Here is a 21444-nt window from a genome sequence, read left to right as displayed (position 1 = left end):
TAACGTTCTGCGCGCGATCGTCGAGTCCGGTCGCAAGGACATCGAGGTTGTCGGCATCAACGACCTCGGCCCGGTCGAGACCAATGCCCACCTGATCCGCTTCGACAGCGTGCACGGCCGCTTCCCGCATGAAGTGACCACCGGCGCCGACTGGATCGACGTCGGCACCGGCAAGATCAAGGTCACCGCCATCAAGGACCCGACCACGCTGCCGTGGAAGGACCTGGGCGTCGACGTCGCTCTCGAGTGCACCGGCATCTTCACCGCCAAGGACAAGGCGTCGATGCACCTGACGGCCGGCGCCAAGCGCGTGCTGGTCTCGGCCCCCGCTGACGGCGCCGACCTCACCGTCGTCTACGGCGTCAACCACGACAAGATCACCAAGGACCACATCGTCCTGTCGAACGCCTCGTGCACGACCAACTGCCTCTCGCCGGTCGCCAAGGTGCTGAACGACGTCATCGGTATCGACACCGGCTTCATGACGACGATCCACAGCTACACGGGCGATCAGCCGACGCTCGACACGCTGCACAAGGACCTCTACCGCGCCCGCGCCGCTGCCCTCTCGATGATCCCGACCTCCACCGGCGCCGCCAAGGCCGTCGGCCTGGTGCTGCCGGAGCTCAAGGGCAAGCTCGATGGCGTCGCCATCCGCGTGCCGACCCCCAACGTCTCGGTCGTCGACCTGGTGTTCAACGCCAAGCGCGCCACCTCGGTCGCCGAGATCAACGAGGCCATCAAGGCTGCCGCCACCAACGGCCCGCTGAAGGGCATCCTCGGCTACACCGATCAGCCGAACGTGTCGTCGGACTTCAACCACGACCCGCATTCGTCGATCTTCCACCTCGACCAGACCAAGGTCATGAACGGCACGCTCGTCCGTATCCTCTCCTGGTACGACAACGAGTGGGGCTTCTCCAACCGTATGGCCGACACCGCCGTCGCCATCGCCAAGACCATCTGATCTAGACCGAACAGGCCGAGCCCGCTCTCTGGAGGACCCCGTCATGGGGTCTGGCCGGAGGCGGGCTCGACCGCTCTTACCGCGGCCGACCGCCATCCGTCGCAAGCGCGACCCCGCGCATACCGGAGTGGCGGCGCACGAAGCGAGGACCACCATGAGCAGCTTCAAGACCATTGATGACGCCGACGTCGCCGGCAAACGCGCCCTCGTCCGCGTCGACCTGAACGTCCCGATGGAAAATGGCGTCGTCACCGACACCACCCGCATCGACCGTATCGTCCCGACCATTCTCGACCTCGCCAAGAAGGGCGCCAAGGTCATCCTGCTGGCCCATTTCGGCCGCCCCAAGGGCGAGCGCAAGGCCGAGGACAGCCTGAAGCCGATCGTCGCCCCGCTGGCCAAGGCCATCGGCAAGCCGGTTGCCTTCGCTGACGACTGCATCGGCGAGGTGGCCGAGAAGGCCATTGCCGCCCTGTCGAACGGCGACATCCTGCTGCTTGAGAACACCCGCTACTACAAGGGCGAAGAAAAGAACGACCCGGCGCTGGTCGACGCGCTCGCCAAGCTCGGCGACATCTACGTCAACGACGCCTTCTCGGCCGCCCACCGCGCCCACGCCACCACCGAAGGCCTCGCCCACAAGCTTCCGGCCTATGCCGGCCGCACCATGCAGGCCGAGCTGACCGCCCTCGGCGCTGCCCTCGGCACGCCGAAGCGCCCGGTGCTCGCCGTGGTTGGCGGTGCCAAGGTGTCGACCAAGATCGACCTGCTCGAGAACCTCGTCGCCAAGGTCGACATCCTGGTGATCGGCGGCGGCATGGCCAACACGTTCCTGGCTGCCCAGGGCATCGCCGTCGGCAAGTCGCTCTGCGAGCATGACCTCGCCGACACCGCCAAGCGCATCCTGGCCAAGGCCAAGGAAACCAAGTGCGAGATCGTGCTGCCGGTCGACGCCGTCATCGCCCGTGAGTTCAAGGCCGGTGCCGCCAACGAGGTCGTGTCCGTCAACGCCGTTCCGGCCGACGCCATGATCCTCGACGCCGGTCCGAAGTCGATCGACGCCGTCAAGGCCGCCATCGACAAGGCCAAGACGCTGGTCTGGAACGGCCCGCTCGGCGCCTTCGAGATCGAGCCCTTCGACAAGGCCACCGTGGCCGCCGCCCAGTATGCCGCCGCCGCCACCAAGGCCGGCAAGCTGCTGACGGTCGCCGGTGGTGGTGACACCGTCTCGGCGCTCAACCACGCCGGCGCTGCCGACTCCTTCACCTACATCTCGACGGCCGGCGGTGCCTTCCTCGAGTGGATGGAAGGCAAGGAGCTGCCGGGTGTGAAAGCCCTCGAGGGCTGAGGATTTTAAGCCTCAGTCGCCGGCGGGCCTCCGGCCCTTAGGCTCTCGCGCTCCGCGCGGGCGCCGCTTGGCGCCGGAAGCCGATGACGCGGCTTCGGGAGTCCATTCGGAACCAATTGGTTCCTGCCGAACGTGTTTGTGATATGAAGCGCCCCGTGCCCTTTCTGGGCACGGGGTTTTTGTTGCCGGAGGTTCCCTTGCGCGCCCGTCTGTTCCTGATCACGCCCCGCGTCGTCGATATCGCCACGTTCGCGCCGCAGCTCGAAGCGGCGCTGGCCGCCGGCGACGTCGCCTCGCTGCTGATCGCCCCCGATGCCGCCTCGGAAAACGACCTTCAGGCCATTGCCGAGGCGCTTGTGCCGATCGCCCAGAAGCATGACGTCGCAGCGCTCGTCGTCGGCAACAGTCGCGTCATGGGCCGCGCCCGCGCCGACGGCATCCACATTGAAACCGGCGAGACGGCGCTGAAGGAAGCGATCGAGGCCCTGCAGCCCAAATCCATCGTCGGCGCCGGCAATCTGCGTGTCCGTCATGAAGCGATGGAAGCCGGCGAAGCCGGTGCCGACTACATCTTCTTCGGTCTGCTCGACCTTGAGGAAGGCGAAGAGGTCCACCGCAAGACCATCGATCTCGGCGCCTGGTGGGCCGAGCTGTTCGAGCCGCCCTGCGTGCTGCTGTCCGGCCGTTCCATGGCCTCGGTCGAGGTCTGCGCCCGCACCGGTGCCGATTTCGTCGCCGTCCGTGCCGCCATCTGGGACCACCCCGATGGGCCGGCCGCCGCGGTCACGGAAGCCAATGCCATTCTTGACCGCGTTGCCACAGAGCGTCCCGACGCCGAGTAGCTGCCGCATTCCCGGCCAACTTGACCGCTAACGCTGCCTTGCACGACCGATCCCAACAGAGCCGAAACCGCGATGCCGATGCCGCCTGAAGTCCGCGTTGCCTGTCTCGCCGTCGCGTTCGGCTTCGGCCTCCTCGCCGGACCGGCAATAGCGGTCGAAGCCGCGCCGAAGCCGAAACCGGCGCCGTCATCGGCCACCCAGGCAGCGCCGACTGTGCCGGACCTTCTCAAGTCGCTGCCCGACAGCGACAAGATCGACTATGCGTTCGGCGCCTTCCAGCGCGGCTACTATCTCACCGCCTTCGAGATTGCCGTCGAGCGCGCCAAGCTTGGCGACGCCAAGGCGCAAAGCCTAATCGGTTATCTCTATGCCAACGGCCTGGGATTGCCGAGGAAGCCCGACGAGGCGATCATCTGGTATCAGCTCGCCGCCCGGAACGGCGATCCGCAGGCCTTGGTCGAACTCGCCAACCTCGCCGCGCTCGGCGTCGGCATGCCGGTCGACAAGAAGAAGGCCGCCAACTACCTCGAAGAAGCACTCGGCAAGGGTGTCGTCGAAGCCAACTACTGGCTGGGCCTGCTCTGCATCGACCCGTCGTCCGGTATTCTCGACTATGCCCGCGCCGCCGCCCTGTTCAAGGCGGCCGCCGACGAGGGCAACATCGACGCGATCTACGCGCTGGCTGCCCTCAACCGCGAGGGCCAGGGCGTACCGAAGAACGAGGCGGAAGCGGCGCGGCTGATGGGGGAGGCGGCAAAAGCCGGCCATATCGCCGCTGAGGTCGAATATGCCATCATGATGTTCAACGGCACCGGTGTCGCCCGCGACCAGAAGATCGCCGCCGCCTGGTTTAAGGTGGCCGCCGAGGCCGGCAATCCGGTGGCGCAGAGCCGCCTTGCCCGGCTCTATGCCGTCGGCGAGGGCGTGCCGCGCGATCTCGACCTCGCCCGCCATTGGTACGGCTTCGCCAAGGGCGCTGGCCTCACCGACGGCTGGCTCGAAAAAGCGCTGGCGCCGGGCGCTCCCGCGCCAGACACAGCAAAGCCGGACGCTCCGAAGCCCGAAGATAAGCCACTCAACCTGCCCGGCGTCGACGCCGGCAATTGATGGCTTCGCTCAGGGCATGCCGGGAAACACTCCCGAAGCCGCGTCAGCGGCTTCCAGCGCCAAGCGGCGCCACGCGAAGCGTGTCTTCGAGACACGAAGCGTCTCGGAGGCGTCTAGCGGAGCGAAAGCCACGGGCCGGAGGCCCGCCGGCGACTGAGGCGGAAAAACTACTTCCGGCGCCAAGCGGCGCCGCGCGGAGCGGCCTTCGAGACACGAAGCGTCTCGAAGGCGTCTAGCGGAGCGGTAGCCTAAGGGCCGGAGGCCCGCCGGCGACTGAGGCAGAGAACAAAAACCGAGAAGCAAGCCCTAACCCGCCAACCGCTTTTAAGCGATTGGCGGGTTAGGGCTTGCGCTCGGCGGCCGTTTGTGATGGCTACGCAGCCAACGTTTTTCCTGAAGGATCTCCAGAAAATGGCTCGTTCCGCCCTCCTCAACGTCATGGTCCAGGCCGTCCGCAAGGCCGGACGCGGCCTTACCCGCGATTTCGGCGAGGTCGAGAACCTGCAGGTGTCGATGAAAGGCCCCGGCGATTTCGTCTCGGCCGCCGACAAGCGCTCCGAACAGGTACTGTTCGAGGAGCTGAAGCGGGTGCGCCCCACCTATGGTTTCCTGATGGAGGAGCGCGGCGAAGTGGCCGGCGAGGACGAGCAGCACCGCTGGGTGGTCGACCCGCTGGACGGCACCGCCAACTTCCTGCACTCGATCCCCATCTTCTCGATCTCGGTTTCGCTGGAGCGCAACGGCGTGCCGATCGCCGGCGTCGTCTTCAACCCGGCCACCGACGAGCTCTATACTGCCGAACGCGGCGCCGGCGCCTATGTCAACGACCGTCGTCTGCGCGTCTCGGCCCGCCGTGAAATGCCCGAATGCGTGATCGGCACCGGCGTGCCACACCTCGGCCGCGGCAACCACCCGCATTATCTCAACGAACTTCGGCAGGTGATGGCCAATTGCGCCGGCATCCGCCGTCTTGGTTCGGCGGCGCTCGATCTTTGCTACGTCGCCGCCGGCAAGCTGGACGGCTTCTGGGAAGACGACCTCAATCCGTGGGATACGTCGGCCGGCTGGCTGATGATCAAGGAAGCCGGCGGCTTCGTCACCGACAAGGCGGGCAAGGACGACATGCACGCCTCGCGCACCTTGGTCGCGGGCAACGAGGCGATCCACGCCCAGCTTCTCGCCACGCTCAGGAAGGCCTGATCGCCAGCTATTGTTTGAATCAATTGGCTTCCCCCGAAAAATTCGGGGGAACCGCCCGTATGCCTTGCTCTTTTCGCCGTAAATCGCGTTTACTATGCGCCGCGATCAGTGAGAGCAAGCGACGAGAGCCATGGCCAAAGACGCGTCCGGTATCAAGCTTACCAGTCCCCAGGTGTACCTCTGGCGGATGGCGGTATTCCTGGTCATCGCTGCCTTCGTCGGTCTGCTGCTTTCGCGGCAGCTCAAGACAGCCTTCATGGCCAACCCCGGCCTCAACGGCCTGATCTTTTCGGTGGCGCTGGTTGGCATTCTGCTGATTTTCCGGCAGGTGATCCGCCTGTTCCCCGAGGTGCGCTGGGTGAATACCTACCGCTTCGGCGAGCCCGGCCTCGAAGTGCGCAAGCAGCCGGTGCTGCTCGCCCCCATGGCGACGCTGCTCGGCGACCGGCTCGGCCAGCGGGCGATTACCGCTTCGGGCATGCGCTCGCTGCTCGAATCGATCGCCACCCGTCTCGACGAGGCGCGCGACATCTCGCGCTACATGACCGGCCTTCTGGTGTTCCTCGGCCTGCTCGGTACGTTCTACGGCCTGATCTCCACCGTGAACTCGGTGGGCGCCACCATCCAGGGCCTCGACGTCGGCTCCGGCACGGCCAGCGTCATCTTCGAAGATCTGAAGAGCGGCTTGCAGGCGCCGCTCTCCGGCATGGGCACGGCCTTCTCGTCCTCGCTGTTCGGCCTCGCCGGCTCGCTGATCGTCGGCTTCCTCGACCTTCAGGCCGGACAGGCGCAGAACCGCTTCTATCTCGACCTCGAAGACTGGCTGTCCACCCAGGCCGAGCTCGATTCGGCCGGCGATGTCGGCGCCAGCATCCGCGACGCCCAGAACATCGACGACCTCCGGGGCGCCCTCGAGCACCTCTCCAAGCAGATCCAGGATGGCGGCGCCGGCACCCGGTCCAGCCAGGCGATGGCCAATCTCGCCGAAGGCATCCAGGGGCTAGTGCAGCACATGCGTGCCGAGCAGCAACTGGTGCGGGCCTGGGCCGAAAGCCAGGGCGAGCAGCAGAAGGAAATTCGCCGCCTGCTCGAACTCCTGACCGGCGCCGTCGAGCGGTCGGAACGCGGGTGACGCCTTTCCAGGAACAGTGTCGGCCACTTTCCGTCGGAAATTGTGCGGAAAAGCTTCGACAATAGAGAGATTGACCGAACATGGCCCTTGGACGTCGCAGGTTTTCGACCCAGCAGGACTACTGGCCAGCCTTCGTCGACATGCTCACCACGCTGGTGCTGTCGATCATCTTCCTGTTGTCTGTCTTTTCGTTGGCCCAGTTCTTCCTGAGTCAGCAGATCACCGACAAGGACACCGTGCTCGGCCGCCTCAATGCCCAGATCGCCGAGCTGACCGAGCTGCTCGCCATGGAGCGCGCCTCCAACCGCGACCTGCAGGACAACGTGTCTCTGCTCGAATCCAACCTCAAGGACGCGCTGGCCGCCCGCGACAACCTTCAGGGACTGATCGCCAGCCAGTCGGGCGCCAATGATGCCGCCGACACCAAGATGCAGGCGCTGACCTCCCAGCTTTCCGACGAGAAGCGCGTCAGCCAGCGGGCGCTCGCCCAGGTCGAGCTGCTCAACCAGCAGATTTCGGCGTTGCGCCGCCAGATCGCCGCTCTCGAGGACGCCCTCAACGCCTCGGAGTCCCGCGACAAGGAGAGCTCGGCCAAGATCGCCGATCTCGGCAAGCGCCTCAACGTGGCGCTGGCCCAGCGCGTGCAGGAACTCGCCCGCTACCGCTCCGACTTCTTCGGTCGCCTCCGGGAGATCCTGTCGCAGCGCTCCGACATCCGTGTCGTCGGCGACCGCTTCGTCTTCCAGTCGGAAGTGCTATTCGATTCCGGCAACGACGAGGTCAACCCGGCCGGCCGCGGCGAGCTCGACAAGCTGGCCGAAGCGCTGTTGCAGCTCGAAGGGCAGATCCCGCCGGAGATCGCCTGGGTGCTGCGCGTCGACGGCCACACCGACGCCCGGCCGCTGTCCGGCAACGGCCGCTTCCGCGACAACTGGGAGCTTTCGTCGGCACGTGCCATATCGGTGGTCAAGTATCTGATCAGCAAGGGCATCTCGCCCAACCATCTGGTGGCCGCCGGCTTCGGCGAGTTTCAGCCGCTGGAAGAAGGCGATAGCGACGAGGTCAACGCCAAGAACCGCCGCATCGAGCTGAAGCTGACCGAGCGCTGATCGGAGCATCGTGCGGAAAAGTGGAAACCGGTTTTCCGCGAGACACGATGCGACAACAAGAGAGCACTCATCCGTCGATACGCCAAGACGTAACAGTCGTTCACAATTTTTGACCCTTGCTCGTTCACCGGCCGTTTATCATCCGGGTCGCAGAAAAGAACGAAGCGCCAAGGGCGGCGCATGACTGGAAAGCGCGGACGAACGACATGGCACGCAGATTTTTCGGAACCGACGGCATCCGCGGCACGGCAAACAGCTGGCCGATCACTCCGGAAATCGCCCTCAAGGTCGGCATGGCCGCCGGCCTCGCCTTCCATCGGGGTGATCACCGTCATCGCGTCGTCATCGGCAAGGATACCCGCCTCTCCGGCTATATGATCGAGCCAGCGCTGACCGCCGGCTTCACCGCCGTCGGCGTCGACGTGTTCCTGACCGGCCCGGTGCCGACGCCGGCCGTCGCCATGCTGACCCGCAGCCTCCGGGCCGATCTCGGCGTGATGATCTCCGCCTCGCACAATCCCTTCGCCGACAACGGCATCAAGCTGTTCGGCCCCGACGGCTACAAGTTGTCCGACGAGGTGGAGTTGGAGATCGAGGAGATGCTGGACGGCGACTTTACCGGCCGCCTCGCCGCCCCCGCCGACCTCGGGCGCGCCAAGCGCGTCGACGGCGAGCGCGCCCGCTATGTGGAATCGGCCAAGCGCACGCTCTCCCGCCACATCTCCTTCGAAGGCCTCCGCGTGGTGGTCGACTGCGCCAACGGTGCTGCCTACAAGGTCGCCCCGGAAGTGCTGTGGGAGCTGGGCGCCGAGGTCGTGGCGCTGGGCGTCGATCCCAACGGCCTCAACATCAATCGCGATTGTGGCTCGACCAGCCTCGCCACCATCACCGAAAAGGTGCGGGAGGTCAGGGCCGACATCGGCATTGCGCTGGATGGCGACGCCGACCGCGTCATCATCATCGACGAGAAAGGCCAGGTGGTCGACGGCGATCAGCTGATGGCCGTGGTCGCCGCCTCTTTCCAGGAAGACGGCCGCCTCGCCCGGCCCGGCATCGTCGCCACCGTCATGTCCAACCTCGGCCTTGAGCGCTACCTTCAGAGCATCGGCCTCGAGCTGATCCGTACCAAGGTGGGCGACCGCTACGTCGTCGAGGCGATGCGGTCCGGTGGCTACAATGTCGGTGGCGAGCAGTCCGGCCACATCGTGCTGTCCGACTATGCCACCACCGGCGACGGTCTCGTCGCGGCGCTTCAGGTGCTGGCCGTCGTCAAGCGCTCCGGCAAGCCGGTGAGCGAGGTCTGCCACCGCTTCGATCCGGTGCCGCAGCTCCTGAAGAACGTGCGCGTCAAAGGCGGCAAGCCGCTGGAAGATGACGGCGTCAAGGCGGCGATCGCCGCCGCCGAGGGCCGACTCGGCGCTGGCGGTCGCATTCTCGTTCGCGCCTCCGGCACCGAACCATTGATTCGCGTCATGGGCGAAGGTGACAACGCCGACCTCGTCGCCGTGGCGGTGGGCGAGATCGTCGAGGCGATCGGCAACGTCGCCGTTTGATTTTTTCTACCCTTTGTTTCCAAAGCTGCCCCGGCCGCGCAATGCCGCCGGGGCATTTTCGTCTGCAATATCCGGCAGATCCATCAAATTCGTCGATCATCAAGGTTAAGCAACGTAGTTAAGTCCAGATTAACCGACTTGCCCTAAGAATTGGCTCGAAAGCGATGATGAACGGCGGCTCGCCGCCTCGCGATCATGCTTCTTCGGAAGGATCGACCTATGCGCAGTCTCACAATGAACCTCTCTCTGGCCGTGGCTGCGACATTCGGCCTCGCGGCTTTTTCCGGCGCCGTCCGCGCCGCCGACATGCCGGTGGAATATCCACCAGTCATCGAAGCGCCCGAACCGATGCCGCTGCCGGCCGTCGGCGGCTGGTATCTCCGCGGCGACATCGGCTACAAATACTATCAGGCGCCCAAGGGCGTTCTGAGCGACCGCACCTGGGGTAGCTTCGGCAACAACGGCGAATTTGGTAGCGAGAAGATGCAAGGTGCCGCCGATTTCGGCGCCGGTGTCGGCTACAAGTTCAATGATTATCTTCGAGCGGACCTGACGGTCGACTACGAGACACCGGCCAAGTTCAAGGGGCAAGCCTACTGTACACTCGCCGGTCCATGTGGTGGCGGCGAATGGGAAAGCTCCGAAAGTGCAAAGATCACCGCCTATAGCGCGCTGGCCAACGTCTACGCCGACCTCGGCGATTTCCATGGCTTGAAGCCTTACCTTGGGGCGGGTGCGGGCGCATCCTATCTCAAGACCAGTGATGTCAAATCTAGCGCTCAGGACGCCTTTAGTGGCAATTATCCCGCGGGCAAAGGCAAGTGGAACTTCGCTTGGGCTCTGATGGCCGGCGTTGAATATCCCCTCAGCGATCGCCTCAGCCTCGATCTCGGCTATCGCTACCTTAACCTCGGCGATGCCCAGACCGGCAGCGTGACGGCAAATCCGGGTGGGGCCGTTACCCACATCAACTACGAAGATATCCAGGCCCACGAAGTGCGCCTCGGCCTTCGCTACTACCTCAACTGAGAGCTGACGAATTCATCTTCAGACGGCGGGAAGACATCTGTCTCCCCGCCGTTTGTCTTTTGGCAACACACTCAAGCGAGCCGCGTCGAGCCGGCTTGACGGCGCGCGACCTTTCCGATAGCTCAGACGGCGGGACACTCCTCCCCACCGAGGAGCACCTATCTGAGAGGATAGTTACATGACTGACGCGACCGCCGCGCCGGCTATCAAGCCGGCTAATGCCCGTTTTTCCTCCGGCCCCTGCGCCAAGCGCCCAGGTTGGACCGTCGAGGCTCTCTCGGGGGCGCCGGTCGGCCGCTCCCATCGTGCCAAGATCGGCAAGACCAAGCTCGCTGAGGCGATTGACCTCACGCGCAAGGTGCTGCGCGTTCCCGCCGATTACCGCATCGGCATCGTCCCCGCTTCCGATACCGGCGCCGTCGAAATGGCGCTGTGGTCGCTGCTCGGTGCCCGCCCGGTTGACATGCTGGCCTGGGAATCTTTCGGCTCCGGCTGGGTGACCGACGTCGTCAAGCAACTGAAGCTCGACGCCCGCGTCCTTGAGGCGCCCTACGGCGACATCGTCGACTTCGCCAAGGTCGACTTTAACCGCGACGTTGTGTTCACCTGGAACGGCACCACCTCCGGCGTCCGCGTGCCGAATGGCGACGCGATCCCGGCGGACCGTCAGGGCCTCACCATCTGCGACGCCACCTCCGCTGCCTTCGCACAGCCCCTGCCCTTCGACAAACTCGATGTCGTCACCTTCTCCTGGCAGAAAGTGCTGGGCGGCGAGGGCGGCCACGGCATGCTGATCCTCTCTCCGCGCGCCATCGAACGGCTCGAGAGCTACAAGCCGGCCTGGCCGCTGCCGAAGATCTTCCGCCTGACCTCCGGCGGCAAGCTGATCGAAGGCATCTTCAAGGGCGACACCATCAACACGCCCTCGATGATCTGCGTCGAGGACTATATCGACGCGCTGAAGTGGGCCGACGCCATCGGTGGCCTCGAAGCGCTGATCGCTCGCGCCAACGCCAACACCAAGGCCATCGCCGACTGGGTTGCCAAGACGCCGTCCGTCGCCTTCCTGGCGAAGAATGAAGCGATCCGCTCCAACACCTCGGTGTGCTTGAGCTTCGTGCATCCCACCGTCGCAGCCCTCGACATCGACGGGCAGCAGGCTTTCGTCAAGACGCTGACCGGCCTTCTCGAAAAGGAAGGCGTCGCCTTCGACATCGCCTCCTATCGCGACGCCCCTCCGGGCCTGCGCATCTGGTGCGGCGCCACCGTCGAGACGTCCGACGTCGCCGCCCTGACGCCGTGGATCGACTGGGCCTTCGCCAAGGCGCTGGCCGGCCTTTCGAAGGCCGCCTGATTTCTACTATCGGAGAGGCGAGCCTTGCTTGCCTCCTCCTTGCCCTCCCCTGAAGCGGGGCGGGAAATCCCTTTAGCCGCAGTGACATTCCATCCGGCGCCACCGGTCTCTTCTCTCCGTTCCGATGAACGGAAAAGGGCAAGGTGCAGGTGCCTTCCAACCAGGATGACTCCCATGGCTCCTCGCGTTCTCATTTCCGACAAGCTGTCCGCCACCGCCGTCCAGATCTTCAAGGACCACGGCGTCGAGGTCGACTATCAGCCCGACCTCGGCAAGGACAAGGAAAAGCTGGCCGAAATCATCGGCAACTACGATGGCCTCGCCATTCGCTCGACCACCAAGGTCACCGAAAAGCTGCTGGCCAACGCCAAGAACCTCAAGGTGATCGGTCGCGCTGGCATCGGCGTCGACAACGTCGACGTGCCCGCCGCCACGGCGCGCGGCGTCATCGTCATGAACACGCCCTTCGGCAATTCCATCACCACCGCCGAGCACGCCATCGCCCTGATGTTCGCGCTGGCCCGCGACATTCCCGAGGCCAACGCCTCGACGCATGCCGGCAAGTGGGAGAAGAACCGCTTCATGGGTGTCGAGCTGACCAACAAGACGCTCGGCGTCATCGGCTGCGGCAACATCGGCTCCATCGTCGCCGACCGCGCCGTCGCCCTCAAGATGCGCGTCATCGCCTACGATCCGTTCCTGTCGGTCGAGCGCGCCGTTGAACTCGGCGTCGAAAAGGTGGAGCTCGACGACCTGTTCCGCCGCTCCGACTTCATTACGCTGCACGTGCCGCTGATCGAGAAGACGCGCAACATCATCGACATCTCGGCCATTCTGAAGATGAAGAAGGGCGTCAGGATCATCAACTGCGCCCGTGGCGGCCTGATCGTCGAGGCCGACCTCAAGGCGGCGCTCGATTCCGGCCATGTTGCCGGCGCCGCACTCGACGTGTTCGAGACCGAGCCGGCCACCGCCCACCCGCTGTTCGGCCACCCCAAGGTGGTCTGCACGCCGCATCTCGGCGCCTCCACCACGGAAGCGCAGGAGAACGTCGCCCTGCAGGTTGCCGAGCAGATGTCCGACTACCTGATGAAGGGCGCCGTCTCCAACGCCCTCAACATGCCGTCGATCACTGCCGAGGAAGCGCCGCGCCTCACCCCGTTCGTCAAGCTCGCCGAACTCCTGGGCTCGTTCGCCGGTCAGCTCACCGAAACCGGACTCAAGGCGATCCGTATCGAGTATGAAGGCGAAGTGGCCGGCATGAACATCCGCGCGCTCTCTGCCGCGGCGATCACCGGCGTGCTGAAGCCGCTGTTGCAGTCGGTCAACATGGTGTCTGCGCCGGTGATGGCCAAGGAGCGCGGCATCGCCGTCGCCGAAGTGCGCAACAACGCCTCGGCCAACTTCGAAAGCCTGATCCGCCTGACGCTGACCACCGACCGCCAGGAACGCTCGATCGCCGGCACCGTCTTCGCTGACGGCCATCCGCGCATCGTCGAGATCAAGGGCATCAAGATGGACGCCGAGTTCGCGCCGTCGATGATCTACGTCACCAACGAGGACAAGCCGGGCTTCATCGGCAAGTTCGCCGGCCTCTTGGGCGACGCCGGCATCAACATCGCCACCTTCGCCCTCGGCCGCCTCGAGCAGGGCGCCGACGCCATCTGCCTCGTCGAAGTGGACGGCGACGTGCCGGCCGAGGTGCTCGACAAGGTGAAGGCCATTCCGGTGGTGCGCCAGGTCAAGGCACTGAAGTTCTGACCGACACCGCCGACCGTATCCGACCACAAGGGGCGCCTCACGGCGCCCCTTTCCATTCAGGTGCCGCCGGCAACGGCTGCGGTCCCTGATTGAGAGCGCCCTATTCGCTGGACAGCCGGGATTCCGGCAGCATGTCTCTCCGGCAAATGATCCAGCGGGAGCGGCGCCTCCGCCTTCACCGTCTGGATGGCGAAATTGCTGCGGACATCACTGACCCCCGGCAACTTGAGCAGCGTGCCGAGCAGGAACCGCTCGTAGCCGGCGAGGTTGGGAACGACGACCTGCAAAAGAAAATCGGCCTCTCCCGAGACCAAATGACAGGAGATCACCTCGGGCAACGCCTGGACAGCCTCTCGGAAGGCCGATGCCGTCTCGTCGTGGTGACGCTCGACCTTGACCCCAACAAAGACGGTCAGATCGAGCCCGACGCCACCGCGATCCAAGGTAGCGTGATAGCCGCCGATCACGCCGGCCTTCTCCAGTATCCGAACCCGTCGCAGGCAGGGCGATGGCGACAGCCCCACTTCCTCCGCGAGCTGCACATTGGTCAGGCGAGCATCCCGCTGCAGGGCGGTCAGGATTCGCCGATCGATAGCATCCAGCTTCAATATTGGCATATCCCCTCAGTTTCAGCGCCAGCATTGGCATAATACGCCAGTTTGACATCAGATCGAAGCGCAACTCGCAAGGACATGCCCGCGCCTGCCGAGGTAGTCTCCAGCACGGAGAGCGAAGGAGGCGGACATGACTGATTTCTGGATCTTCGTCGGCGCGCTTGCCGTTGCCTACCTTATTCCCGGGCCGGATATGGTGCTGGTCCTGCACACCGGAGTGCTCCGGGGGCGAACCTATGCATTGGCCGTCGCGATCGGGCTTGCCCTGGCCCGAGCGATCCACGTGTTCCTTGCCGCCGCCGGGCTGGCGGCCCTCCTCAAGACGGCGCCTTGGGCGTTCGAGATCGTACGCATCGCCGGCGCGGCCTATCTCATATGGCTTGGCGTCGGAATCCTCCGGTCTCGATCTCGGCTGCCGGAAGGAGAAGGACCGGCGACGGACGACAACAACCGGACCTGGCCACACGCCGTGGTCCGTGGCCTTTTGACCAATCTTCTCAATCCGAAGGCTCTGCTGTTTTGCTCGGTGCTGTTGCCGCAGTTCGTCCGGCCTGAGAACGGAAGCATACCCGGACAATTCATGCTGCTGGGAACGATCCTCGTTGCGATCGGTCTCATGTTCGACCTGACTTATGCCTGCGCAGGCGCAACGCTCAGCCGATGGAGCACTCGGCATCTGCTCGCACAGATAGTTCAACGATGGGTCTTCGCCACATTGTTGATCGGTTTCGGCTTACGCTTGGCGCTGGCGCAACGTTCTCTTTGAACGCGAAAGGCAGCGCCATCGAGACAAGGAAGACAGTCGACCGAACCATCCAGAGCTCCATTGCGAGCGCCTATCAAGAGCGATAACTTTGGCCAATGAAGATCCTGGCCATCTCCGGCAGTGCCCGCCAAACCTCGACCAACACCGCCTTGTTGAGGGCGTTGCGGGCAATCGCACCCCACGACATCACCCTGGATGTCTTCGATGGGATCGGCGACCTGCCGGTTTTCTCGCCCGATCGGGAAGGCGCCAGTTTGCCCGAGAGTGTCGGGACTTTCATGCGGCTGGTCGCTCGGAGCGACGGGCTTCTCATAGCGAGCCCGGAATATGTCCGCAGCATCCCGGGCGGGTTGAAGAATGCCATCGACTGGCTGGTATCCGGCGATCAGGTGGTCGGCAAGCCGATCGCGCTGGTGCATGCGTCGCACCGGGGCGACGATATGCTGGCGATCCTGCGAACCGTGCTCATGACCATCAGTGCCAATTTCAATCGCGATCTGTTCTTCCGGCTTCCGGTGATGAAGGAAACCCCGGAGGCCATCCTGGACATTGTGAAAGCGCCGGCCAACCGGGACCCGGCCGAGCAGTTCCTGCGCGACTTCGCCTTCTTCTGCCGAAATCACCGAAGCAGCCAGCCTCCCTCGATCGCCCTTTAGGCTCAAGCGGCGGCTCGCTTCCAGCCAACGGCGAGGAGGCCCGCGCCGATCATCAGCGATCCTCCGGTACGATTGACCAGCCTCTGCACACGCGGCTTGCGGATCGTCTGGCGCGCCAGCGAGGCCATCAGGCCGTAGATCGTGGCGTTAGCCGTCGCCAGCACCAGGAAGGTCGCTTCGAAAGTGACCATCTGGAACGCCAGCGGTTCGGCATGGTTCAGAAATTGCGGCAGGAACGCCACGAAAAAGATGATGCTTTTGGGGTTCAAGGCCGTGACGGCGTAGGCGTGCAGAAAGATACGCAGCGGCCGCTCCTTCGGAACCGAAGCTGCCTCTGCCGACGCTTCATCGTTTGCCACAGGCGCCCGCCAAAGCTTGAGACCGAGATAGATCAGGTAGGCGGCACCGATCCACTTCAACGCGGTGAACAACGCGGCAGAGGTGGCGAGAAGCGCGCCAAGACCGAGCATCGACGCCGTCATCGCCGTGAAATCGCCCAGGGCGACACCCGCCACGGTCGCCGTGGCCGTGCGCCTCTCATGACCGAGCGCATAGGAAATCACCAAGAGAACGGTCGGTCCCGGGATCGCCAAAAGAACCGCCGACGCGGCAACGAAAGCCAGCCAGAGTTCGATGGACATGCTCACCCTCCACATTGTTGGAAAGCAGAGCAATCCATAGGGATGGCCTTAAGGCAAGCATGCTTCTCAAGTTTTATCGGTCTGCTGGCCGCAGAAAAACAGAAGCCGCCCAAAGGCGGCTTCCGGCGCCAAGCGGCGCCGCGCGGAGCGGGCCTGACGTGGCAAAGCCCCGTCAGGCGGAAAGCGGAGCGTAAAGCCTAAGGGCCGGAGGCCCGCCGGCGTCTGAGGCTGAAAACAAAAAGCCTGATCAACCCAGAACGCTCTTCAGCTCATTGACGATATTGGGATCGATGTCGGTCCGCTCGCTACCATAGGCGATGTTGGCCTTGAGGAAACCGAGCTTGGTGCCAGTGTCGAAGGTGGTGCCGCGGAAACGCACGCCCGAGAAGGCCTGCTCCTTGGCGAGGCGCAGCATGGAATCGGTGAGCTGGATCTCGCCGCCGGCGCCCTTTTCCTGGTTGCCGAGCAACTCGAAGATGCGCGGCTGCAGGATGTAGCGACCGGAGATGAAGAAGTTGGACGGGGCGTCGGCCGGCTTGGGCTTTTCGACCATGTCGGTCACTTCGTAGACATCGGGAGCCAGCGTCTTGCCGAGGGCGACGATGCCATAGGACGACGTCTGGGCCGGATCGCATTCCTCGAGGCTGACGATGTTGCCGCCGCTGACCTGATAGGCGTCGACCATACTCTTCAGGCAAGGCGTCGTGTGCTTCATCAGCATGTCGGGCAACAGCACCGCGAAAGGTTCGTCGCCGACGATGTCACGGGCGCACCAGACGGCATGGCCGAGACCGAGCGGCTCCTGCTGGCGGGTGAACGAGGTGGTGCCGGCAGCCGGACGTTCGGCGCGCAGCTCTTCAAGCGCCGCCGTCTTGTTGCGGGCGATGAGCGTCGCCTCCAGCTCATAGGCGAGGTCGAAATGATTCTCGATCACTTCCTTGCCGCGGCCGGTGACGAAGATGAAATGCTCGATGCCGGCCGCCTTGGCCTCGTCGACGACATATTGGAGCGCCGGGCGATCGACGACGGTCATCATCTCCTTCGGCACGGCCTTGGTGGCCGGAAGGAAACGGGTGCCGAGGCCAGCGACGGGAAAGACGGCTTTACGAATGCGTTTGGACATGAAGCACTCCTGAGCGGCAATTTGGATGACGCCCTGATGTTTGGACGTCTGCCGCGTGGGCGGGACCATCAATAGCGGAAAAATGTTTAATTTTGGAAATGTGAAGCTGGTCGAATAAATTCCTTTGCGAAAGATCCGAATGCCGGACGGCCGAGGACGAAACGCCGCAAAACTTAACCGATCGTTTACCATAAGTCTCGTCTCTGAGAGACTGAACAAGCCGAGAAAGGGAGCGTACGCCATGCCGATAATGTCACGGATCGCCCGAGGCGGTGCCGCCCTGTCGCTCGCCGCTCTTCTCGCCGCCTGCGCCGTGCTCGGCAACGACTTCGCCTCTTCAGGCGAGCCCGGCCTGCCACCGCTTGCCGACGGCCCGATACCGCCGGCCTTCACCGCCTTCGTTGAAAGCCAGTGGCCGGCCGCCGAGGCACGCGGCGTATCGCGTGCCACCTTCAACACCGCCTTCCGGGGCGTCGGCCCGGACGAAGACGTTCTCGTCAAGGCCACGATCCAGCCGGAATTCTCGCGCGCCATCTGGGACTATCTCGACGACATGGCGGCGGAAAGCCGCATCGCCACCGGCCGCGACATGCTCTCCCGCTATCGCTCGCTGCTCGACCGCATCGAGGCGACCTATGGCGTCAACCGTGAGGTGGTCGTCGCCATCTGGGGCATGGAGAGCACCTACGGCGCCATCCTGCGCGACCCCACCAAGGCGAGGAACGTGGTGCGGGCGCTGGCGACACTCGGCTGGCGCGGTGGTTCGCGCGCCGCCTATGGCCGGCAGCAGCTCAACGCGGTGCTGCGCATCCTCGAACACCACGACATCGACGCCCGTCACATGATCGGCTCCTGGGCCGGCGCCATGGGCCAGACCCAGTTCATTCCCACCACCTATCTCGGCTATGCCGTCGATTTCGACGGCGACGGTCGCCGCGATATCTGGACCTCGGTGCCGGACGCCCTCGCCTCCACCGCCAACTATCTTCGGAAGTCCGGCTGGCAACCCGGTGCCACCTGGGGTTATGAGGTGATCCTGCCGCCGGGCTTTGACGCTTCGCTGGAAGGCCGCACCGCATCGCTCGCCGATTGGACGGCGCGTGGGCTCACCCGCGCCGCCGGCGGTGCCTTCCCGCGCCCCGGCGATCAGGGCACCCTGCTGCTGCCGGCCGGCCCCGGCGGCCCGGCTTTCCTGACGCTCAGGAACTTCCAGGCCATCAAGCGCTATAACAACGCCACCGCCTATGCTCTCGGCGTCGGTCATCTCGCCGACCGCCTCGCCGGTGGCGGTCCGTTCGTCACTCCTTGGCCGCGTGGCTATACACCGCTCGATGAGGCCGGCCGCACCGAGTTGCAGGCCCGGCTCAGGGCGATCGGATTCCCTCTCCAGAAGATCGATGGTAAGGTCGGCGCCGAAACCGTCGCCGCCATTCGCGCCTATGAGGCGCAACGCGGCCTCGCCGTCACCGGTAACGCGTCGCTCGAACTTTTGACGCTGCTCAGGAACGGCTGAGAACGACGGCCTCGGCTTGGAGGTTAGGGTCCGTGTTTCGTGGCTGGGCAAGTCCGTTGGCTGTCGTCATGCTCGCCGTTGCCTGGCTCGCGACGCCAGCATCGGCGCAGTTCTTCAAGACGCAGCCGCCACCTCAGCAGCAGCAACAGCAGGTGGACAACCGACCCTTCCTGATGCGCCTGTTCGGCTTGGGCCGGCCCGAACCAGTCGAGCCGCCAGCCGGCGGTGCCCGCATCATCAAAGTGCCGCCAGCCGGCTCTCCCGGTGGTCAGCGCAGGACGGCGGCCGCGCCTGCAGTGGTCGTCAAGCCGCAAAACCCCAAACAGGACGACGCGCGCGTGGTGCTGGTGATCGGCGATCGGCTGGCTGCCGACCTCGGACGCGGCCTCGACATCGCCTTTGCCGACAGGCCGGACGTGCGCATCGAAACCAAGACAATCGACGACGCCGGCCTTGCCTCCACCCAGGATATCGACTGGAAGGCTTTCCTGGAAAAGCGCCTCGAAGCAAAGCCGCGGCCGGTGGCGGTGGTGGCCATGATCGGCCGCGCCGACGGCCGGGCGATCGAGCTTCCCGACCGTACGGTCGATTTCCCCTCGCCTGACTGGGAGACCATCTACAAGGCCCGGCTCAACGAACTGATGCGGGTGACGCGGGAGTATGCCGTGCCCTTCCAGTGGGTCGGCCTAGTGCCGGTCGCCAGCCAGCAAGATACCAATGACGTCACCTATATCGATGGCGTCATCCGCGACGAGGCCAGCGAAAAGGGGGCGACCTATATCGACGTCTGGGAGCCTTTCTCGCAGAACGGCGCCTTCGTGGCGAGCGGTCCCGACCTCGACGGACAGGTGCGGCAACTGCGCCTCAAGGATGGTGTGGGCTTCACGCGCTCCGGAGCCCGCAAGCTCGCCTTTTATGTGCAGCAAAGCCTTGGTAGCGCCCTCGACGTTGCGGCGCCCACCGCCAACCTGATGCAGCAGGTGTCCGGCGGCGGGCTCGTCATGCTCCTGAACGATCCCAGCGCCGCCGGTGAGGACAAGCTGATCACCACCGCCGATCTCAAGCCGCCCAAACCCGGCTCCGCCCTCCACCGCCTGGTCGTCGAGGGATTGCCGCTCGATCCGGTGCCTGGCCGCTACGATTCCACCGCCTTGCGGTGAGCAAGGCTGAACTTCCTTCGGAAATGACAACGGCCGGACCCCAGAGGGAATCCGGCCGCAGGATTGAAGTGCGACTGTCGCTCAGCGCGGCAGCACGGTGGAGCCCATCAGGAACTCGTCGATGGCGCGAGCCGCCTGACGGCCCTCGCGGATCGCCCAGACCACGAGGCTCTGGCCACGCCGCATATCGCCGGCCGCGAACACCTTGTCGACCGAGGTGCGATAATCGGCCTCGGTGGCCTTGACGTTGCCGCGGCCATCCTTGTCGACGCCGAGCTCGTTGATCATGCCCTCATGCACCGGGTGCACGAAGCCCATGGCGAACAGCACCAGGTCGGCATCGATGGAAAATTCCGTGCCGGGAATCGGCTGGAACTTGGCATCGACCTTGACGCAATTGACCTTGTTGACGACGCCGTTCTGGCCCTCGAAGGAGATGGCGGTGACGCCGAACAGACGCTCCGCCCCCTCTTCATGGCTCGAAGACGTACGCAGCTTCAGCGGCCAGTTCGGCCAGGTCAGAAGCTTGTCTTCCTTCTCCGGCGGCTTCGGCATGATCTCCAGCTGGACGACGGCGGTCGCGCCCTGGCGGTTCGAGGTGCCGATGCAGTCCGAACCGGTGTCGCCGCCGCCGATGACCACGACGCGCTTGCCCAGCGCCGAGATCGGGTCGACGGCGCCGAGCGGCTCGCCGCCGACGCGACGGTTCTGCTGCGGCAGGAACTCCATGGCGAAGTGAACACCACGCAGTTCCCGGCCTGGAACCGGCAGATCGCGCGACTTTTCCGAACCACCGGCCAGGAGCACGGCGTCATACTCGGCCTTGAGGTCTTCGATCTTCACGTCGACGCCGACATGGGCGTTGAAATGGAAGACGACGCCTTCGGCCACCATCTGCTGTACGCGCCGCTCGACCACGTGCTTGTCGAGCTTGAAGTCGGGAATGCCGTAGCGGAGAAGGCCGCCGGCACGGGCGTTCTTCTCGTAGACGTGCACGTCGTGACCGACGCGAACAAGCTGCTGGGCGGCGGCAAGACCGGCCGGTCCCGAACCGATCACCGCCACCTTCTTGCCGGTCTTGACCTTGGCGATCTCCGGCTGCACGCGGCCATCCTTCCAAGCCCGCTCGGCGATGGTGTACTCGATCTGCTTGATCGTCACCGGCGACTCGAACAGGTTCAGCGTGCAGGCCGCCTCGCAGGGCGCGGGGCAGACGCGGCCGGTGAACTCCGGGAAGTTGTTGGTCGAGTGGAGATTGCGCGCCGCCGTCTCCCAATCGCCGTTGTAGACGAGGTCGTTCCAGTCGGGAATCTGGTTGTTCACCGGGCAGCCGCGATGGCAGTAGGGAACGCCGCATTCCATACAGCGGGCACCCTGGGTCTGCATGTCGCTTTCCAGCGGCGGAACGGTGAATTCGTTGTAGTGGCGAACGCGGTCGTCGACCTTCTGGTACTTGAGTTCCTGGCGCTCGAACTCGAGGAAGCCGGTAGCCTTGCCCATCTTACACTCCGTCTAGCCTGTGTGGGTCCGCTCGCCGACCGGGGGCGCCGTCCTTGGCGCCGCTCGCGG

The 21444-nt window shown here is 64.7% G+C and carries 19 protein-coding genes; 15 read left to right on the top strand and 4 right to left on the bottom strand.

The genetic code is table 11. The features are described 5' to 3' along the window. The 11 genes from gap to serA all read left to right on the top strand — a co-directional run. The coding region (gap, locus tag G522_RS0120860) for a type I glyceraldehyde-3-phosphate dehydrogenase (protein ID WP_026792694.1) at nt 1–967 on the top strand (967 nt) is incomplete at its 5' end. A 154-nt stretch (nt 968–1121) separates the two neighbouring features. Beyond that, the gene (locus G522_RS0120855; RefSeq protein WP_026792693.1) at nt 1122–2315 is read left to right on the top strand and encodes a phosphoglycerate kinase; all 1194 of its coding nucleotides are present in this window, start codon (nt 1122–1124) and stop codon (nt 2313–2315) included. 197 nt (nt 2316–2512) lie between these two features. Continuing rightward, entirely contained in the window at nt 2513–3157 is a 645-nt protein-coding gene (locus tag G522_RS0120850; RefSeq protein ID WP_036840340.1) for a thiamine phosphate synthase, read from the top strand. A gap of 72 nt (nt 3158–3229) precedes the next feature. Next, the gene (locus G522_RS28010) at nt 3230–4264 is read left to right on the top strand and encodes a tetratricopeptide repeat protein (RefSeq protein ID WP_051228966.1); all 1035 of its coding nucleotides are present in this window, start codon (nt 3230–3232) and stop codon (nt 4262–4264) included. 411 nt (nt 4265–4675) lie between these two features. Continuing rightward, nucleotides 4676–5464, top strand: a complete 789-nt coding sequence (locus G522_RS0120840; RefSeq protein WP_026792691.1) for an inositol monophosphatase family protein — start codon at nt 4676–4678, stop codon at nt 5462–5464. Between the two features lie 130 nt (nt 5465–5594). After that, the gene (locus G522_RS0120835; protein ID WP_026792690.1) at nt 5595–6596 is read left to right on the top strand and encodes a hypothetical protein; all 1002 of its coding nucleotides are present in this window, start codon (nt 5595–5597) and stop codon (nt 6594–6596) included. 80 nt (nt 6597–6676) lie between these two features. Next, entirely contained in the window at nt 6677–7705 is a 1029-nt protein-coding gene (locus tag G522_RS0120830) for a peptidoglycan -binding protein (protein WP_026792689.1), read from the top strand. Nucleotides 7706–7911: 206 nt separating this feature from the next. After that, on the top strand, nt 7912–9258 hold the full coding sequence (gene glmM / locus G522_RS0120825) for a phosphoglucosamine mutase (protein ID WP_026792688.1): 1347 nt from the start codon (nt 7912–7914) through the stop codon (nt 9256–9258). 219 nt (nt 9259–9477) lie between these two features. Further along, the gene (locus tag G522_RS0120820; RefSeq protein ID WP_026792687.1) at nt 9478–10287 is read left to right on the top strand and encodes an outer membrane protein; all 810 of its coding nucleotides are present in this window, start codon (nt 9478–9480) and stop codon (nt 10285–10287) included. Between the two features lie 178 nt (nt 10288–10465). Then, entirely contained in the window at nt 10466–11641 is a 1176-nt protein-coding gene (locus G522_RS0120815) for a phosphoserine transaminase (protein WP_026792686.1), read from the top strand. Nucleotides 11642–11815: 174 nt separating this feature from the next. Continuing rightward, nucleotides 11816–13402 (top strand): phosphoglycerate dehydrogenase, encoded by a 1587-nt coding sequence (gene serA, locus G522_RS0120810; RefSeq protein WP_156887008.1) that lies wholly within the window; start codon nt 11816–11818, stop codon nt 13400–13402. 56 nt (nt 13403–13458) lie between these two features. Here the strand turns inward: serA and G522_RS28005 are convergent, their stop codons facing one another. Next, a complete protein-coding gene (locus G522_RS28005) occupies nt 13459–14019 on the bottom strand; it encodes an Lrp/AsnC ligand binding domain-containing protein (protein ID WP_084633321.1) in 561 nt (186 codons plus the stop codon). A gap of 127 nt (nt 14020–14146) precedes the next feature. Between G522_RS28005 and G522_RS0120800 the strand changes: the two genes are divergently transcribed. Together G522_RS0120800 and G522_RS28000 are read left to right on the top strand one after the other, a co-directional pair. Next, complete coding sequence (locus G522_RS0120800; RefSeq protein ID WP_026792684.1) at nt 14147–14782, top strand: LysE family translocator; 636 nt, start codon at nt 14147–14149, stop codon at nt 14780–14782. A 95-nt stretch (nt 14783–14877) separates the two neighbouring features. Beyond that, the gene (locus G522_RS28000) at nt 14878–15438 is read left to right on the top strand and encodes an NADPH-dependent FMN reductase (RefSeq protein ID WP_051228964.1); all 561 of its coding nucleotides are present in this window, start codon (nt 14878–14880) and stop codon (nt 15436–15438) included. Nucleotides 15439–15440: 2 nt separating this feature from the next. Here G522_RS28000 and G522_RS0120790 read toward each other — a convergent pair whose 3' ends face one another. Both G522_RS0120790 and galU read right to left on the bottom strand, forming a co-directional pair. After that, nucleotides 15441–16079, bottom strand: coding sequence for a LysE family translocator (locus tag G522_RS0120790; protein ID WP_026792683.1), 639 nt, complete (start codon nt 16077–16079; stop codon nt 15441–15443). Nucleotides 16080–16326: 247 nt separating this feature from the next. Further along, a complete protein-coding gene (gene galU, locus G522_RS0120785) occupies nt 16327–17202 on the bottom strand; it encodes a UTP--glucose-1-phosphate uridylyltransferase GalU (protein ID WP_026792682.1) in 876 nt (291 codons plus the stop codon). A 241-nt stretch (nt 17203–17443) separates the two neighbouring features. On the opposite strand from galU, the gene G522_RS27995 reads away from it, so the two are divergent. Continuing rightward, a complete protein-coding gene (locus G522_RS27995) occupies nt 17444–18715 on the top strand; it encodes a lytic murein transglycosylase (protein WP_084633320.1) in 1272 nt (423 codons plus the stop codon). Nucleotides 18716–18771: 56 nt separating this feature from the next. Continuing rightward, entirely contained in the window at nt 18772–19875 is a 1104-nt protein-coding gene (locus G522_RS0120775) for an SGNH/GDSL hydrolase family protein (RefSeq protein ID WP_026792681.1), read from the top strand. Nucleotides 19876–19956: 81 nt separating this feature from the next. Here G522_RS0120775 and G522_RS0120770 read toward each other — a convergent pair whose 3' ends face one another. Next, nucleotides 19957–21375 carry a glutamate synthase subunit beta gene (locus G522_RS0120770; RefSeq protein WP_026792680.1) on the bottom strand — a complete coding sequence of 473 codons (1419 nt, stop codon included), beginning with the start codon at nt 21373–21375 and terminating at the stop codon, nt 19957–19959. Nucleotides 21376–21444 lie beyond the last annotated feature (69 nt).

Source organism: Pleomorphomonas oryzae DSM 16300, from assembly GCF_000422965.1.
Taxonomy (GTDB): domain Bacteria; phylum Pseudomonadota; class Alphaproteobacteria; order Rhizobiales; family Pleomorphomonadaceae; genus Pleomorphomonas; species Pleomorphomonas oryzae.
The sequence above is the reverse complement of the archived record's forward strand: the minus strand, read 5'-3'. Positions and strand labels throughout refer to the sequence as shown.